The following is a 15,678-nucleotide window of genomic DNA, read 5'->3' as shown; positions in this document are numbered from 1 at the left end:
ACCATGCGCATCCGCATCGACGGCACCCACACCGAACTCGCCTACGCCATCACCGAGATCCGCGCCATCCTGCCGATCCGGCAGATCACCCCGCTCATCCCACTCCAGCACCGCCCCCATACCTGGCGCGTGTTCCTCAACACCGCGCCCAAGCGCGAAAGGAGGTGGATCGCATGACCCTCGACGACCTGGAACCGGTCGAGATCGAGCCCAAGCGGTGGCAGTGCTGCCACTGCGGCGGCACCGGAAGCGACAGCTACGGCGACACCTGCCCGCACTGCCAGGGCCTCGGCTTCTGCTGAACCCCGAGCGCCCCCGGCGTGACCACACATCCGCCAAGACACGCGTCACGTCGGGGGCCATCCCACACCGAACCGCGAAGCCCGGAAGGGACAGCCCCATCATGCCAACCAACCACGCCGTAGCCGGCCTCATCGCCCGGCTCCATGACCCCCAATACGACCGGTGGGCCAGCCAGATCCGCCACACCGGCGGCTGCCGACAGCCAATCCACCTCCGCGGCCACGTCATCCACGTCGACACCGCCACCGGGCAACGCCTGCACACCTACACCACCGCCACCGAGCCGGACGGCGTGCTCCGCGTCCCCTGCAAGACCCGCCGCGCCACCCGCTGCCCCGCCTGCGCCGAGACCTACCGGGCCGACACTTACCACCTGATCCGCGCCGGCCTGACCGGCGGGAAAGGCGTCCCCGAGACGGTCACCGCACACCCAGCGCTGTTCCTCACCCTCACCGCCCCGTCCTTCGGGGCGGTCCACACCCGCCGCGAGAAGAACGGCAAGCCGCTGCCCTGCCACGCCCGCCGCGACGCTCCCACCTGCCCCCACGGGCGGGTCATGTCCTGCACCGCGCGCCACGGAGCCGACGAGGCACGCCTTGGCGAACCGCTGTGCCCCGACTGCTACGACTACACCGGCTCGGTGCTGTTCAACGCCCTGTCCCCGGAACTGTGGCGCCGCTTCACCGAAGCCCTGCGCCGCCGCCTCGCCAAGCTCGCCGGCCTGACCATGCGAGAACTGCGCGACCACGTCACGGTGTCCTTCGCCAAGGTCGCCGAATACCAGCGGCGCGGCCTGGTCCACTTCCACGCCGTCGTACGCCTCGACGGCCCCGGCGGCCCGACCTCCGCCCCGCCCGGCTGGGCAACCGCTGACCTCCTGGCGCAAGCCATACAACACGCCGCCTCCGCCGTCACCGTCACCATCCCCGCCTTCGACAACCGCCCCGCCGAAACGCTCCGCTGGGGCACCCAGGTCGACACCCGCCCCATCACCACCACCGGCGAACTCACCGACCAGGCCGTAGCCGGCTACATCGCCAAGTACGCCACCAAAGCCGCCGAATGCGTCGGCACCCTCGACCGCCGAATCAACCCCATGGAAGACCTCGCCGCACTTCCCCTCCGCGACCATGCCCGCCGCCTCATCGCCGAATGCTTCCGCCTCGGCGACCTCGACGACCTGGCCGACCTCCGCCTCACCCAATGGGCCCACATGCTCGGCTTCCGCGGCCACTTCTCCACCAAAAGCCGCCACTACTCCACCACCCTCGGCGAACTCCGTGCCGACCGCGCCGACCACATGCGCGACGAGGAGATCAACACTGGCCGCCTCCCCCTGTTCGACGAGGACACCGTCCTTGTCATCGCCGAATGGGAGTACGCCGGTAAGGGCTACTCCCTCGGTGACGCCCTCCTCGCCGCCGCCCTCACCGAAAGCCGCTCAACCGATTCGGGAGGCGTCCATGAGTAGCCCCAAGCTGCTCACCGTCCCCCAAGCGATGGCTGCTCTCCAGGTCAGCCGGTGGACGCTCTACCAGCTCATGAACGCGGGCGAGCTGGACTCAATCTTGGTCGGCGTCCGCTGCCGCCGTATCCCCGAATCCGCCCTCAGCGACTACGTGACCCGCCTGTGTGAGGAGGCCGCCTGATGAGCAAGCGCGCGAACCGAGAAGGCTCGGTCTTCCCCTACAAGAACGGCTGGGCCGGCTACGTCTGGGTCACCACCCCAGAAGGCAAGAAGACCCGCAAATGGTGCTACGGCAAGACCCGCGAAGAGACCCACGACAAGTGGCTCAAGCTCCACGAGATGGCGCGCAAGGGACCGGTCGTCACCAAGTCGCCGAAGCTCGCCGACTACCTGGCGTACTGGCTCCGCGAGGTCGTAGAGCCCAACCTGGCGCCGAAGACAGCTGAGACGTACGAGATGTTCGTCCGGCTGTACATCGTGCCTGGGCTCGGCGGGAAACGGCTCGACAAGCTGGGCGTCCGGGACGTCCAGACCTGGCACAACAAGCTCCGTACGGCCTGCCAGTGCTGCGCTCAGGGGAAGGACGCGCGACGTTCCACCAAGAAGTGCTGCGACAAGGGGATGTGCTGCGGGCAGACGGCATCCGAGCGGACAGTGCGTGACGCCTGGACGGTTCTCCGGGCGGGGCTCAGCAACGCCGTCCGTGAAGAGGTCCTGACCCGCAACGTGGCCGCGTTGATGCGCGTGCCCAAACCTCGACGCCGCAAGGTCAAGCCATGGTCGGTGGATGAGGCCCGGCAGTTCCTCGAATCGGCACGCACGCACGGAGACCCGCTCTACACCGCCTACGTGCTGATTCTGGCCCTCGGGCTGCGGCGCGGTGAGATGCTCGGGCTCCGCTGGGAAGACGTCGACCTCGACCAGGCCGAACTCACCGTGGGCTGGCAGATCCAGCGGGTACGCGGCCGGCTTCTCCATCGCCAGACCAAGACCGAATCGTCGGACGCCGTCCTTCCCCTCGTGGACATCTGCGTCACGGCCCTGAACGAACGACGGAGGACCCAGAAGGCGACTCGCGAAGCGGCCAAGGAGTGGACGGACAACGGCCTCGTCTTCACGACCAGGACCGGTCAGCCGGTCGAGCCGCGCAACTTCAACCGCAGCTTCGCCGCCGCGATCAAGAGGGCTGAGGTACGCGCCGTCCCCGTCCACGCCACCCGCAAGACCTGCGCGTCGCTTCTGGTCGCCCTCGACGTCCACCCGCGGATCGCGATGCAGATCCTCCGCCACAGCCAGATCGCGGTCACCATGAACGTGTACAGCGAGGTCTCATTGGAGGACACACGCGAAGCGCTCAAGAAACTGGGCGGGAAGCTCACGTAGCTGTATTTCGCTGCTGTACGGCACCAAAAAGGCCACTTCCGACAAGAGGAAGTGGCCTTCGACATGGGTGGAGCTGAGGGGATTCGAACCCCTGACCCCCTCGATGCGAACGAGGTGCGCTACCAGACTGCGCTACAGCCCCATGGGGACTCGACTAGATTAGCAAACTCTGGAAGGGCTCCGCGCCATCCAGGCGAACCGTCCGGTCCGGTCGCTCAGTCGCCGACCGCGCGGCGGGACATCTCGGCGTACTGGTCGAAGAGTTCGTCCTGCTGGTGGGCGGCGAGCTCGATGATCTCGGCCTCGTGTTGCTGGGCGGCGGCTTCGAGGGCTCGACGGCGTTCACGGGCGCGCCTGGCACTTTCCGCGCGGGCCTCGGCGACGCGGCGGGCGCGCTCGCGGTCGACGCCCACGGCGACCCGCAGGACGGTCAGGTAGCCGGCCATGAGCAGGCCGGAGGGAACGACGCCCCACCAGGGGATCACACCGGCCGTGGCGGTCACCACGGAGGCGAGGACCAGCAGCGTGCACCAGAAGAGCCGACGACGGCGGCGGGCCACGATGACGGCCCTGCGACGGTAGGCGGCGCGACGCGGGTCGGCGGCGGGCGTACGGACCGCCTCGGATTCTGGGGTGTCCAGGTCACCGGGGTCGGCCGCATGTTCCGGCGCGGAGCCGGTCACCTGATCGGCCGCGTATTCCGGCACCTGGCCAGGCGTGTGATCCGCCCCGCCGGACACGTGTGCCGGAGCGTAATCCGGTGCCTCGCCGGACACGTAATCCGATGCCGTTTCTGATGCGTAATCCGGCACGGAACCGGGCACGTACTCCTGCGTGGAATCAGCGTCCGGCACCGGAATGGGGAGTACGCCCGTGTCATCGTCCGCAGCGGCGGCTACGAAGGAGTCCTCGGCCTCTGCCAGCTGGTTCTTGTCCCGGTGCAGCCACATGGGGATCAGGACACCGAGCCACATGACGACGATGGCGATGTAGATTAGGGCGCTGCTCACGACCACCCCCGGGCAGCACGAAAACGCCTCTCGACTGTCGGCGTTCTCGAAGTGCTCACGTCACGCACCGTAAGACCGCGTGTCACTAATTGACGAGCATTCGGTGCGGTGTGTCGCGAGATCGTCAAACCTCTTCATGGGGAGGGCCACCGTGTGCTGCGGCCTCCCTTGCTCGTCGCCACCGGACCAGAAGGCCTCTGGGGGCGTCCTCAACCGTTATCGCATAGCAAATGTGATCGCGCCAGGCCCCGTCGATGTGGAGTTGACGCCGTCTGATGCCCTCTTCCCTGAATCCCAGCTTTTCCACCACTCGGCGGCTCGCCTGATTCTCGGGACGGATGTTCGCTTCGAGACGGTGCAGGCCGGTGGTGAAGAAACAGTGGTCGACGGCCAGGGCGAGGGCGGTCGGGATGATGCCGCGACCGGCGAGGGCGCCGTCGACCCAGTAACCGACCTGGGCGGAGCGGGCGGAGCCCCACACGATGGCCCCCACGGTGAGCTGCCCGGCGAACTCGCCGCCGTAGGTCACGACCCAGGGCAGAGCGAGCGCCTGCCGCGCCTCGCGCCGCAGCGTGCCGGCCATCGAGACATAGGGCCCGAGACCCGTCTTGAACAGGGGTGTCTCGGGATTGCTCGGCTCCCAGGGACGAAGCCAGTCGGCGTTTCTGATGCGGGTGTCCCGCCAGGCACGCACGTCACGCAGGCGTAGCGGCCGAAGCCCCACCGGACCCTCAGCCAAGGTCGCCGGCCAGCCACGAAGTCGATCCACCACTCCATCATCCCCCCAAGGGGCGAATCGGCGCATCCCTCAGCGCGGGTGATCACCGCCACGCATCTGTTCGACGGCGTGCTTGAGAATCGGCGCGAGTACGGCCATGCCGTCGCGGACCCCGCCTGAAGAGCCGGGAAGGTTCACGATCAGGCTGATGCCCGCCTGACCGGCGAGGCCGCGGGACAGGACGGAGGCCGGCACCTTCTCCCGGTTCGCCTGCCGTACGGCCTCGGCTATTCCGGGGATCTCACGGTCGAGGACCCGTCGGGTCATCTCGGGGGTGAGGTCCATCGGGGTCAGGCCGGTGCCGCCGGTGGTCACGATGACGTCGTAACCCTCCGCGATGCCCGTGTGCAGGGCCTGCTCGACGGGTTCGCCGTCGGGGACGATCCGGGGGCCGTCGACGGGATCGCAGCCCGCCTCGGCGAGCAGGGTGGCGAGCAGCGGGCCGGAGGTGTCGGTGTAGACACCGGCCGCCGCGCGGTTGGACACGGTGATCACCAGGCCCCTCATGGCATGCTCCAGTGGTTACTCATGGTGATCACGGAACCCATCATGACATGTCACCGCGCGGCCGGACCCGGTCGATCCCCGGGCCGGCCGCTCACGGCCTGGTCCAGACGCCGGTCTTGCCGCCGGTCTTCTCCTCGACGCGGACGTCGCTGATCACCGCCGCGGGATCGACCGCCTTGATCATGTCGATCAGCGCGAGGGCGGCGACGGTGACCGCGGTCAGCGCCTCCATCTCGACGCCGGTGCGGTCGGCCGTCTTGACCCGCGCGACGATCTCGACCCCGGAGTCGACGACGGTGAGGTCGACCTTGACGCCGTGCAGGGCGATCGGGTGGCAGAGCGGGATCAGGTCGGGGGTGCGTTTGGCTCCCATGATCCCGGCGATCCTGGCGACGCCGAGCGCGTCGCCCTTGGGGACCTCCCCCGAGCGCAGGATCGTGACCGCCTCGGCGGACAGCAGCACCCTGCCGGACGCGCGGGCCGTACGGGCGCCGACGTCCTTCTCCGAGACGTCGACCATCCGGGCGGCTCCGGACTCGTCGAGATGGGTGAGACCGCTCACAGTGGGATCACCTCCACGATCGCTCCTTCCGGAAGTTCGGTGACGTGCTCGCGGACGATCACCAGGGCGTTGGCCGAGGCGAGGGCGGCGAGTTGGTGGGAACCCTGACCCCGCACAGGGGTGACCGTCGCGGCGCCGCCGACGGCGCCGGACAGGACCGCGCGCAGGTAGGAGCGTTTGCCCTGCGGGGAGCGGATCGGCGCGGTGGTCGTCGCGGTGACGGTCGGGCCGGGCTCGGGCGGCAGGCCGCGCATCTTGCGCAGCGCGGGCCGTACGAACAGCAGGAAGGAGATGTACGAGGACACGGGGTTGCCGGGCAACGCGAAGATCGGGACCTGGTCCTCGCCCACGACGCCGAACCCCTGGGGCATGCCGGGCTGCATGGCGACGCGTTCGAAGCGGACGGTGCCGAGGGGGGCGAGCGCCTCCTTGACCGGCTCGTAGGCGCCCATGGACACGCCGCCGCTGGTGATCACGGCGTCGGCGCGGAGGAGTTGCGCGTCGAGCTGGTCGAGGAACTGACCGGCGTCGTCGGCGACGACTCCCGCGCGGTAGCCGTCCGAACCGGACTCTCGTACGGCGGCGGTGAGGGTGTAGCTGTTGGAGTCCCAGATCTGGCCGGCGCCGAGTTGCAGGCCCGGCTCGACCAGCTCGGCCCCGGTCGAGAGCACGACCACCCGGGGCCGTGGCCGGACCAGGACGCGACGACGGCCCACGCCCGCCACGATACCGAGCTGAGCGGCTCCGATCATGGTCCCGGAGGGCAGGACGAGGTCGCCGGCCTGCACGTCTTCGCCGGATCTGCGGATCGCGTTGCCGAGCGGAGCGGGACGCCTGATGGTCACCGACGCCGTCCCGCCGTCGGTCCACTCCACGGGGACCACCGCGTCGGCCCCGGCCGGGACCGGCGCACCCGTCATGATCCGCGCCACCATGCCGGGCCCCACCGCGTACATCGCGCCGTCTCCGGCGGCCACGTCGTCGACGACCGGCAGCACGACGGGATCCTGCTCCGTCGCGGTCTCGACGTCGGCCGCGCGTACGGCGTAGCCGTCCATGGCGGAGTTGTCGAAGGGCGGCAGTGGCACGGGTGAGGTGATGTCCTCGGCCAGGGTGGTGCCGAGCGCACGCTCCAGCTCCAGCTCCAGCGGCGCCAGGGTGCGAACCGTCGCCAGGATGTCGGCGAGATGCTCGTCCACCGATCGCATCGCAGCTCCTCCGCGCTCTCTTATGGACTTTCTTACGGGCTCGCTTATGGGCTCTCTTACAGGTAACTCACCAGATGTCACGACATTCCCGACTCAGCGACCGGCGAGGAACTCCCGCAGCCAGGGCAGGAACTCCGGCGCCAGATCAGGCCGATCCGCCGCGAACTGGACGACCGTCCGCAAATAGTCGATCTTGTTGCCGGTGTCGTAGCGCCGCCCGCGGAACAGCACCCCGTGGACCGGCCCGCCGCCGGCGGAATCCCGGGTGGCCAGCTCGCGCAGCGCGTCGGTGAGCTGGATCTCGTTGCCGCGCCCCGGCGGGGTGTTCTCCAGCACCTCGAAGACGGCGGGATCGATCACATACCGGCCGATCAGCGCCCAGTTGGACGGCGCGTCCTCGGCCGGCGGCTTCTCGACCAGGTCGGTGACCCTGACGACGTCGTTCTCGCCGGTGGCCTCGATGGTGGCCACGCCGTACAGGGAGACCTGCTCGCGCGGGACCTCCATCAGTGCGATGACGCTGCCGCCGTACGTCGCGCGGACCTCGATCATGCGCTTGAGCAGCTCGTCACGGGCGTCGATCAGGTCGTCGCCGAGCAGGCACGCGAACGGGTGATCGCCGACGTGCTGCTTCGCGCAGAGCACCGCGTGACCGAGCCCGCGAGGCTTGCCCTGCCGTACGTAGTGAAGGGTCGCCAGGTCGGCGGGCTCACGGACCTGGGAGAGGCGCTCGTCGTCGCCCTTGGCCTCAAGGGCGTCCTCCAGCTCGACGGCTCGGTCGAAATGGTCCTCAATCGAGCGCTTGGTCTTCCCGGTCACCATCAGAACGTCGAGCAGCCCGGCCGAAACCGCCTCCTCAACGACATACTGGATCGCGGGCTTGTCGACGATGGGCAACATCTCCTTGGGTGTCGCCTTGGTCGCCGGCAGGAACCGGGTGCCCAGACCCGCCGCGGGAACGACGGCTTTAGTGACGGGGTCGAAGTCAGCCATGGAGGAAACCCTAGTGGAGGGACCTGTGGACAAGCAGAAGCTGCGGCGGGCGATCCGCGCGGCGCGCGCGGCGATTCCGGAGGACGAGCGGCGTTCGGCCTCGGTGGCGATCAGGGAGAACCTGCTCGACCAGCCATGGGTGCAGATGGCGGGCCTGGTGGCGTGCTACTGGTCGGACGAGGAGGAGCCGTCGACCCACGGGCTGGTCTTCGCGTTGTGGAAGCACGGCGCGACCGTCATCCTGCCCGTCCTGCGCGACGACGACGACCTCGACTGGGCGGTCTACGACGGTCCCGGCACCCTCGCGCCCGGCCGATTCGGAATCATGGAACCGGTGGACACCCGCCGCGGCGTCGACACGATCCGCACGGCCGCGCTGGTGATCGTGCCCGCCCTCGCCGTGGACGAGAAGACAGGCGTACGGCTGGGCAGGGGCGGCGGGTCCTACGACCGGGCGCTGGCCAGAGTGGGACCCAACGTGCCCACGGTCGCCCTGCTCAACGACGGTGAGTTGATCGAGGGCGTGCCCGTCGAGCCACACGACCGAACCATCCGTTTTGTCGCCATGCCCTCGGGGCTCGTCAAACTCGGCTGACCGTCGAGTCGGACACCCGGCCCCATACGACACAATGTCATCACCGACACGGAAGAGGGGGGCCGGGTGGAGCTCGACGTCTGGCTGCTCCTCGGCGCCGCCGTCGTCATCGCGGCCATCGCCTCGGTCCGTGTCGCCCACCGCAGCGGGCTGCCCAGCCTTCTCATCTTCCTCGGCCTCGGCCTGCTGCTCGGCGAGTCGGGTCCCGGCGGCATCGTCTTCGACAACCCCGACCTGGCCCAGCAGATCGGCCTGTCGGCGCTGGCCCTCATCCTCGCCGAGGGCGGCCTCACCACCAACTGGAGCCACGTCAAACGCGCGGTTCCCGCCGCCCTCACCCTGGCGACCGTCGGCGTGGCGGTCAGCATCATGGTCGTCGCGCTCGCCGTACTCGTCCTGCTCGGCATGGAGTGGCGCACGGCACTTCTGCTCGGCGGGGTGCTCGCGTCCACCGACGCCGCCGCGGTCTTCTCGGTGCTGCGCAGGCTGCCGCTGCCGCCCCGGCTGGCCGGCATCCTGGAGGCGGAGTCGGGCTTCAACGACGCCCCCGCGATCATCGTGGTCGTCCTGCTCAGCAGCGCGCAGCTGCCCATGCCCACCTTCGGCGACTTCCTGCTGGAAGCCGGGATGGAGCTGGTCATCGGCGCGGCGGCCGGCCTGCTGATCGGCCCCCTGGGCGCCTACGCCCTGCGCCGCGTCGCGCTCCCCGCCTCCGGTCTCTACCCCATCGCGGTGCTCGCGCTGACCATCGTCGCGTACGGCGGAGCCGCGCTCCTGCACGGCAGCGGATTCCTCGCCGTCTACATCTGCGCCCTCATCCTCGGCAACGCCCGTCTCCCCCACCGATCCGCCACCCGGGGGTTCGCCGAGGGACTGGCCTGGCTCGCCCAGATCGGCCTGTTCGTCATGCTCGGGCTGCTGGCCAGTCCCGCGTCCATGTCGTCGGCGATCGTGCCCGGTCTCGTGGCCGGCCTGGTCCTGCTGCTGGTGGCCCGGCCCGCGTCGGTGGTGATCTCCACCCTGCTTCTGCGACTGGCCAGGATCGACCGGCTGAGCTGGCGGGAACAGGCGTTCCTGTCGTGGGCGGGCCTGCGCGGCGCGGTGCCGATCGTGCTGGCCACGATCCCGTGGGGGACGGAGGTGCCGGGGGCGGAGACGGTGTTCAACGAGGTCTTCGTCATCGTCATCGTCTTCACCCTGCTCCAGGGCCCGACGCTGCCGTACGTGGCCAGGGTGCTCCGCGTCTCCGCGCCGGACGAGACGCGTGACCTGGAGGTGGAGTCGGCGCCGCTGGAGGAGCTCAACGCGGACCTGCTCCAGGTCAGGGTGCCGCAGTCGTCCCTGCTGCACGGAGTGGAGATCTTCGAACTACGGCTGCCGTCGGGCGCGGCGGTCACCCTGATCGTGCGCGACGGGCAGAGCTTCGTCCCCGCCGACTCCACCCGCCTCCGGGTCGACGACCAGCTCTTGGTGGTGACCACCGCCGCCTGCCGCGACGCCGTGGAGAAACGGCTGCGCGCGGTGAGCCGCCGTGGCAAGCTCGCAAGCTGGTTCGGCGAGCAGGGGGCCTCCTAGGCGCGAGCAGGGGCCTCTTGGGCGTGATCAGGGGCCGCCCGGCCACCGGCCGCGCGGAATTGCCAGGGCCGAAGTGGCGTTTAACCATTTCGGCTGCGTACCATTAGCAGTCGCGTCGGCCGAGTGCCAGCCGACGCGAACCATAGAGGAGGAGTGCGTGCCCACCTACCAGTACGCCTGTACCGCCTGCACCGAGCAGTTCGAGGTCGTCCAGAAGTTCACCGACGACGCACTCACCGAGTGCCCGAGCTGCAGCGGCTCCCTGCGCAAGGTGTTCTCGGCCGTCGGCATCGTCTTCAAGGGATCGGGCTTCTACCGCACCGACAACCGGTCGTCGACCGCCCCCGCCACCGCGTCCACCCCCGCCGCGTCCGGGGCCTCCTCGTCGGCCGAGTCGGGGAAGTCCTCCGACAACGGCAAGTCCTCGGAGGCCAAGCCCGCGAAGAAGGAGTCGAGCACCCCCGCCCCCGCAGCGGCGTCGACCTCGACGTAATTGCCTGAATACGTAGCGTTATGCTGCTCCTGTGGAGGAGCAGCAGCAACGCGGCCTGGTAGCCGTCTTCGGCGCGCTCATGCTGGGCCTGCTGCTCGCTGCGCTCGACCAGACGATCGTCTCCACGGCCCTGCCCACGATCGTCAGCGACCTGGGCGGCCTTGAGCACCTCTCCTGGGTGGTCACGGCCTACCTGCTGGCCACCACCGCCTCCGCGCCGCTGTGGGGCAAGCTCGGCGACCAGTACGGCCGTAAGGGCCTGTTCATCGTCGCCATCATCATCTTCCTGGCAGGCTCGGCGTTGTCCGGCCAGTCGGCCACGATGGGTCAGCTCATCGGTTTCCGGGCGCTCCAGGGGCTCGGCGGCGGCGGACTCATCGTGCTGTCCCAGGCCATCGTCGGCGACGTGGTGCCCCCGCGCGAACGAGGCCGCTACCAAGGGTGGTTCGGCGCGGTCTTCGGTGTGTCCAGCGTGGTCGGCCCGCTGCTCGGCGGCCTGTTCGTCGACCATCTGAGCTGGCGCTGGGTCTTCTACATCAACCTGCCGATCGGCGCGGTGGCCCTGTTCGTCATCATGGCCGCCCTGCGCTCCACGGGCCGCAGGGAACGGCACACGATCGACTACCTGGGCACCTTCCTGATCGCCGCCGCCGCCACCTGCCTGGTCCTGCTGACGTCGTGGGGCGGGATCGAGTACGCCTGGGACTCTCCGATGATCATCGGTCTCGGCGTCGCCGCACTCGTGCTGGTGGCCGTCTGGATCCGGACGGAGCGCCTGGCCGCCGAGCCCGTACTGCCGCTGCGGCTGTTCCGCGTCCCCACCTTCGCGATGTGCTCGGCGATCGGCTTCGTGGTCGGCTTCGCAATGTTCGGCGCTCTGACCTTCATCCCGCTGTTCCTGCAGGTGGTGCAGGGAGTCACGCCCACCCTGTCCGGGTTGTACATGTGGCCGATGGTGCTCGGCATGCTGGGCAGCTCGGTGACCAGCGGCCGGCTCATCACCCGCACCGGCCGCTATCGGATCTTCCCGATCCTGGGCACCGCGCTGACCGCCGTCGCGCTCTTCCTGTTGTCGACCATGGACCCGGAGACGTCCACCACCACGATGGGCTTCTTCTTCCTGCTGCTCGGCCTGGGACTCGGCCTGGTCATGCAGGTCCTGGTGATCGTGGTGCAGAACTCCGTGGGCTACGAGGACCTAGGCGTGGCCACCTCGGGCGCCACCTTCTTCCGGTCCATCGGCGGCTCCTTCGGCGTGGCCCTCTTCGGCTCGATCTTCGCGAGCCGCCTCAACACCGACCTGGCGGCGGCCCTGCGCGGCGTCCAGTTGCCACCCGGGTTCGAACCCACCGCCGTCCAGGCCGACCCGACCACGCTCCGCAGGCTGCCGCCCGACGTACGGTCCGGCCTGGTCTACTCCTACTCCGACGCGATCACGACCGTCTTCCTGTGGGCGATGCCGTTCGCCGTACTCGCCTTCGCGCTCGCGCTGCTGCTCAGGGAGACGCCGCTGCGTGGCACCTCGCGTGTCCCCGACTACGGCGAGGGGTTCGGCGGGACCGCCACCCACCGCTCGTCCCACGCGGAGGCGGAGCGGGCGCTGAGCTCACTGATCCGCCGCGACGAGCGGGCCCGCGAGATGTACGCCAAGCTCGCCGCCATCGCCGGGATCGATCTTCCGCCCGGCAGCATGTGGGCCCTCTGCAGGATCGCCCGCGAGCCCTGGATCCACGGCGTGGACCTGGCGGAACGCGCCGGAGTCGCGCCCTCGGAGGGCCGCCCGCACATCGAGCGCCTGGTCACCGACGGCCTCGTGGACCGCACGGACGGCGGCTTTCTGGTGACCACCCCCCTCGGACAACGTACGGCGAGGCGGCTCGTGGCGGCCCGCCAGGCGGCGATCAGCGAGCACGTGGAGCACTGGAAGCCCGAGGACCACCCCGAGCTGACCGACATCCTGTGCACACTCGCCGAAGACTCCTTCGGTTATCCACAGAATGAGATTCGGGTCTCTACGAAGCCCCACACCGAGCACTAATGTCTGCTCCATGGTCACTTCTGCGGAGATCGGCGTCATCGGCGGTTCTGGCTTCTACTCTCTCCTCGACGACGCGGAGGAGGTCGAGCTGACAACCCCGTACGGCCCGCCCAGCGACGTCGTCACGGTCGGCAAAATCGGTTCCCGCACGGTGGCCTTCGTGCCCCGGCACGGCCGCGACCACCGTTTCCCGCCCCACCGCATCCCCTACCGCGCCAACATGTGGGCGCTGCGCTCCCTCGGCGTCCGCCAGATCGTGGCACCGAGCGCCGTGGGCTCCCTGCGCGCCGAGAACGGGCCCGGCGCCCTGGTCATCCCCGACCAGCTCGTCGACCGCACCATCGGCCGCGTCCAGACCTACTACGACACCTCCGGCGCCGTCCACCTGCCCTTCGCCGACCCCTACTGCCCCTCCGGCCGATCGGCCGCGGTGTCCACGGCCACGGCGGGCGGCTGGGACACGGTCGACGGGGGCACACTCGTGGTCGTCGAAGGGCCCAGGTTCTCCACCCGCGCCGAGTCCCGGTGGTACTCCGCGAACGGGTGGACCATCATCGGCATGACCGGCCACCCCGAGGCGATCCTCGCCCGCGAACTGGCCCTCTGCTACACCTCGATCTCGCTGGTCACCGACCACGACGCCGGCCTCGAAGCCGGCGAGGGCGTGACGCACGAGGAGGTCTTCGCCTTCTTCTCCGCCAACATCACCCGAATGCGCTCCCTGGTCTCCGACGTCGTCCAAGCCCTGCCCAACGAACGCACCTGCCCCTGCGGCAGCGCCCTCGACGGCATCAAACTCCCCTTCGACCTCCCTTAACCCCCCGCCCTGCCCGCCCGCTCCTCTGCACAGGACAACGGGCCGCCTCACCCTGCCCACCTTCCGTCGAGTTCTGCTCGCCCCCCTTCATCCGCTTCCGGGCGCCTAGTCAGTCGCTCTCCCTTGCCCGGCGCCCGATTCCGAAGTCACCCCTCTAAACCGAGCCAGGCGGCACGCAGCACCTCGGCATGACCGCACGTACGTTCGCCCCACCCCGCGTCCGTGTCTAACGGACTCACACGCGCATCGGGAGTCACCCGCCCAGCCCTTCAACCGAGCCAAGCGACGCGCACCATTACCGCCCGCACATTCGCCCACCCCCCCGCTTCCGTGCCTAACGGACTCACATGCACATCGGAGTCACCCACCCAGCCCTCCAAACCGAGCCAAGCGACGCGCACCATTACCGCCCGCACATTCGCCCACCCCCCCGCTTCCGTGCCTAACGGACTCATATCCACAGTCGCTCTCACCTCTGTCGCCGCCGCTTCCAGGCGGCCTACCCCTGCCCTTCCCCACCTTCCGTTTCCGGGTGTACTCACCCGAGACCTCGTAACTGGAGCCGTCATGCGTGCCCTGAGCCGTGCCCTCACCCGGCATCGCCGCCTGCTCGCGGCCTCGCTCGCCGCGCTGGCGGTGGCCTGCGCCCTCACCGCCCTGCGCCCGGGACCCGCCGACTCGGTGCGCGTCCTCACCGCCGCCCGCGACCTCGACGGCGGAGTCCTCACCCCGGGCGACCTGACCACGATCGATCTCCCGGCCACCACGGTGCCCGACGGCGCACTACCGTCCGGAGCCCGCGTCGCCGGCCGGGTCCTCGCCTCTCCCGTCCGCAGAGGCGAGCCGCTCACCGACGTCCGGCTGCTCGGCCCTGGCCTGCTCGCGGCCCACGGTCCGCAGACGGTGGCCACTCCGATCCGCGTCGCCGACCCGGGAGCCGCCCGCCTGCTCACCCCCGGTGACATCGTCGATGTGCTCGCGACCCTCGAAGGCGGCTTTGAGGGCCACCTCGCACCGGCCGAAACGGTCGCCGACGACGTCACCGTGCTCAGCACCCCGCCCTCGAAGCCCGAAACCGGCGCCCTCATAGTGCTGGCCACCACTTCCGAGCAGGCCGCCCGCCTCGCCGCGGCCCAGACCGGCGGCCACCTGTCCGTCACGATCGCGCCACGCGGTTAACCGGCACACGCTATGTTCTCCGAGGCCGAACCCCCCTTTTTAGTGCTGGAGGACCATGTGAGCGGGTTCAAGAAGTTTCTGATGCGCGGAAACGTCATCGAGCTGGCGATCGCAGTCGTGATCGGCGCCGCCTTCACCGCGATCGTCAACTCCTTCGTCAAAGACGTCCTCACTCCCCTGATCTCCGCCTTCGGCGGACTCCCCGACTTCCAGGGCCTCACCATCACCGTGGGCGACGCCGTCTTCCGCTACGGCGCGTTCATCAACGCCGTGGTCGCCTTCCTGATCGTCGCCTCCGTCGTCTACTTCCTGGTCGTGCTCCCCTACACCCGGGTCAGCGCTCGGTTCGCCAGACAGGAGGAGGTCACCACCCGCGACTGCCCGCACTGCCTCTCCGAGATTCCCAGGGCCGCCACCCGCTGCGCCCACTGCACCTCCGGAGTGGACGCCCTCGCCTGACCTCGCCTGACCTCGCCTGACTGAGAGGATGCAGGTGAACGCCTCCCGGCGTGGCCTGGCCCATCACCTGACCAACCTGGCGTCTTCAATGCGTACGTCCCCCGGCATCCGCCGTTCCGTCCGCGATCAGGCCGCCCAAGGCACGCACTCGCGGCGACCCGCCTGCGCTGCGGCCACGCGGCGGGTTGCGTCCACGGAAGTGGTGTATGAGTTTGGCCTGGTGACAGGCGTGGCGTCGTTAATGAGGACGGCCATCGCGTGATCCTTCGAGTGCGAAAGTACAAGATCGAAGGAGAACAAAGCGATGGCC

Annotated in this window: 19 protein-coding genes and 1 tRNA gene; 12 read left to right on the top strand and 8 right to left on the bottom strand. The window is 69.4% G+C overall.

Translation table 11 applies throughout. From position 1 onward, the window contains the following. Window positions 1-3 precede the first annotated feature (3 nt). From MBA17_RS45015 to MBA17_RS45000, 5 genes are all read left to right on the top strand, one after another. Window positions 4-177 (top strand): hypothetical protein, encoded by a 174-nt coding sequence (locus tag MBA17_RS45015; protein ID WP_238504735.1) that lies wholly within the window; start codon window positions 4-6, stop codon window positions 175-177. After that, entirely contained in the window at window positions 174-302 is a 129-nt protein-coding gene (locus tag MBA17_RS50065) for a hypothetical protein (RefSeq protein ID WP_274386931.1), read from the top strand. The genes MBA17_RS45015 and MBA17_RS50065 overlap by 4 nt, the downstream gene beginning before the upstream one ends. Before the next feature lie 101 nt (window positions 303-403). Beyond that, window positions 404-1,774: a replication initiator gene (locus MBA17_RS45010; RefSeq protein ID WP_238504734.1), complete on the top strand. Its 1,371-nt coding sequence runs from the start codon at window positions 404-406 to the stop codon at window positions 1,772-1,774. Next, window positions 1,767-1,952 (top strand): helix-turn-helix transcriptional regulator, encoded by a 186-nt coding sequence (locus MBA17_RS45005; protein WP_238504733.1) that lies wholly within the window; start codon window positions 1,767-1,769, stop codon window positions 1,950-1,952. Before MBA17_RS45010 ends, MBA17_RS45005 begins: the two co-directional genes overlap by 8 nt. Further along, window positions 1,952-3,154: a tyrosine-type recombinase/integrase gene (locus MBA17_RS45000; protein WP_238504732.1), complete on the top strand. Its 1,203-nt coding sequence runs from the start codon at window positions 1,952-1,954 to the stop codon at window positions 3,152-3,154. The genes MBA17_RS45005 and MBA17_RS45000 overlap by 1 nt, the downstream gene beginning before the upstream one ends. Window positions 3,155-3,222: 68 nt before the next feature. Here the strand turns inward: MBA17_RS45000 and MBA17_RS44995 are convergent. The 7 genes from MBA17_RS44995 to galU all read right to left on the bottom strand — a co-directional run bounded on the left by MBA17_RS44995 (window position 3,223) and on the right by galU (window position 8,212). Beyond that, window positions 3,223-3,296, bottom strand: a tRNA-Ala gene (locus MBA17_RS44995). A 73-nt stretch (window positions 3,297-3,369) separates the two neighbouring features. After that, entirely contained in the window at window positions 3,370-4,164 is a 795-nt protein-coding gene (gene sepX, locus MBA17_RS44990; RefSeq protein WP_238504731.1) for a divisome protein SepX/GlpR, read from the bottom strand. A 124-nt stretch (window positions 4,165-4,288) separates the two neighbouring features. Next, complete coding sequence (locus MBA17_RS44985; protein ID WP_238504730.1) at window positions 4,289-4,969, bottom strand: GNAT family N-acetyltransferase; 681 nt, start codon at window positions 4,967-4,969, stop codon at window positions 4,289-4,291. Between the two features lie 3 nt (window positions 4,970-4,972). Further along, window positions 4,973-5,449: a MogA/MoaB family molybdenum cofactor biosynthesis protein gene (locus MBA17_RS44980; RefSeq protein WP_238504729.1), complete on the bottom strand. Its 477-nt coding sequence runs from the start codon at window positions 5,447-5,449 to the stop codon at window positions 4,973-4,975. A 91-nt stretch (window positions 5,450-5,540) separates the two neighbouring features. After that, window positions 5,541-6,011 carry a cyclic pyranopterin monophosphate synthase MoaC gene (moaC, locus tag MBA17_RS44975; protein ID WP_455432975.1) on the bottom strand — a complete coding sequence of 157 codons (471 nt, stop codon included), beginning with the start codon at window positions 6,009-6,011 and terminating at the stop codon, window positions 5,541-5,543. Then, the gene (gene glp / locus MBA17_RS44970; protein WP_238504728.1) at window positions 6,008-7,219 is read right to left on the bottom strand and encodes a molybdotransferase-like divisome protein Glp; all 1,212 of its coding nucleotides are present in this window, start codon (window positions 7,217-7,219) and stop codon (window positions 6,008-6,010) included. The genes moaC and glp overlap by 4 nt, the downstream gene beginning before the upstream one ends. 93 nt (window positions 7,220-7,312) lie before the next feature. Next, window positions 7,313-8,212 (bottom strand): UTP--glucose-1-phosphate uridylyltransferase GalU, encoded by a 900-nt coding sequence (galU, locus tag MBA17_RS44965; protein WP_238504727.1) that lies wholly within the window; start codon window positions 8,210-8,212, stop codon window positions 7,313-7,315. A gap of 25 nt (window positions 8,213-8,237) precedes the next feature. On the opposite strand from galU, the gene MBA17_RS44960 reads away from it, so the two are divergent. The 7 genes from MBA17_RS44960 to mscL all read left to right on the top strand — a co-directional run bounded on the left by MBA17_RS44960 (window position 8,238) and on the right by mscL (window position 15,368). Next, a complete protein-coding gene (locus MBA17_RS44960) occupies window positions 8,238-8,807 on the top strand; it encodes a 5-formyltetrahydrofolate cyclo-ligase (protein WP_238504726.1) in 570 nt (189 codons plus the stop codon). Window positions 8,808-8,873: 66 nt separating this feature from the next. Then, window positions 8,874-10,382 (top strand): potassium/proton antiporter, encoded by a 1,509-nt coding sequence (locus MBA17_RS44955; RefSeq protein WP_238504725.1) that lies wholly within the window; start codon window positions 8,874-8,876, stop codon window positions 10,380-10,382. A gap of 157 nt (window positions 10,383-10,539) precedes the next feature. Continuing rightward, the gene (locus MBA17_RS44950; RefSeq protein ID WP_238504724.1) at window positions 10,540-10,875 is read left to right on the top strand and encodes an FmdB family zinc ribbon protein; all 336 of its coding nucleotides are present in this window, start codon (window positions 10,540-10,542) and stop codon (window positions 10,873-10,875) included. Between the two features lie 31 nt (window positions 10,876-10,906). Continuing rightward, window positions 10,907-12,913 (top strand): MFS transporter, encoded by a 2,007-nt coding sequence (locus tag MBA17_RS44945; protein ID WP_238504723.1) that lies wholly within the window; start codon window positions 10,907-10,909, stop codon window positions 12,911-12,913. Between the two features lie 10 nt (window positions 12,914-12,923). Then, the gene (locus MBA17_RS44940) at window positions 12,924-13,730 is read left to right on the top strand and encodes an S-methyl-5'-thioadenosine phosphorylase (protein ID WP_238504722.1); all 807 of its coding nucleotides are present in this window, start codon (window positions 12,924-12,926) and stop codon (window positions 13,728-13,730) included. 567 nt (window positions 13,731-14,297) lie between these two features. After that, the gene (gene cpaB, locus MBA17_RS44935) at window positions 14,298-14,909 is read left to right on the top strand and encodes a Flp pilus assembly protein CpaB (protein WP_238504721.1); all 612 of its coding nucleotides are present in this window, start codon (window positions 14,298-14,300) and stop codon (window positions 14,907-14,909) included. 57 nt (window positions 14,910-14,966) lie between these two features. Then, a complete protein-coding gene (mscL, locus tag MBA17_RS44930; RefSeq protein ID WP_455432974.1) occupies window positions 14,967-15,368 on the top strand; it encodes a large conductance mechanosensitive channel protein MscL in 402 nt (133 codons plus the stop codon). Between the two features lie 126 nt (window positions 15,369-15,494). On the opposite strand, the gene MBA17_RS44925 is transcribed toward mscL, so the two are convergent. Then, window positions 15,495-15,678: hypothetical protein (locus MBA17_RS44925; protein WP_238504719.1), on the bottom strand; the 184-nt coding region annotated here is incomplete at its 5' end.

It is taken from the genome of Dolomitihabitans soli (assembly GCF_022213955.1).
GTDB lineage: Bacteria > Actinomycetota > Actinomycetes > Streptosporangiales > Streptosporangiaceae > Streptosporangium_A > Streptosporangium_A soli.
Note: the sequence above shows the minus strand (reverse complement) of the source record. Positions and strands in the feature narration are given on the sequence as shown.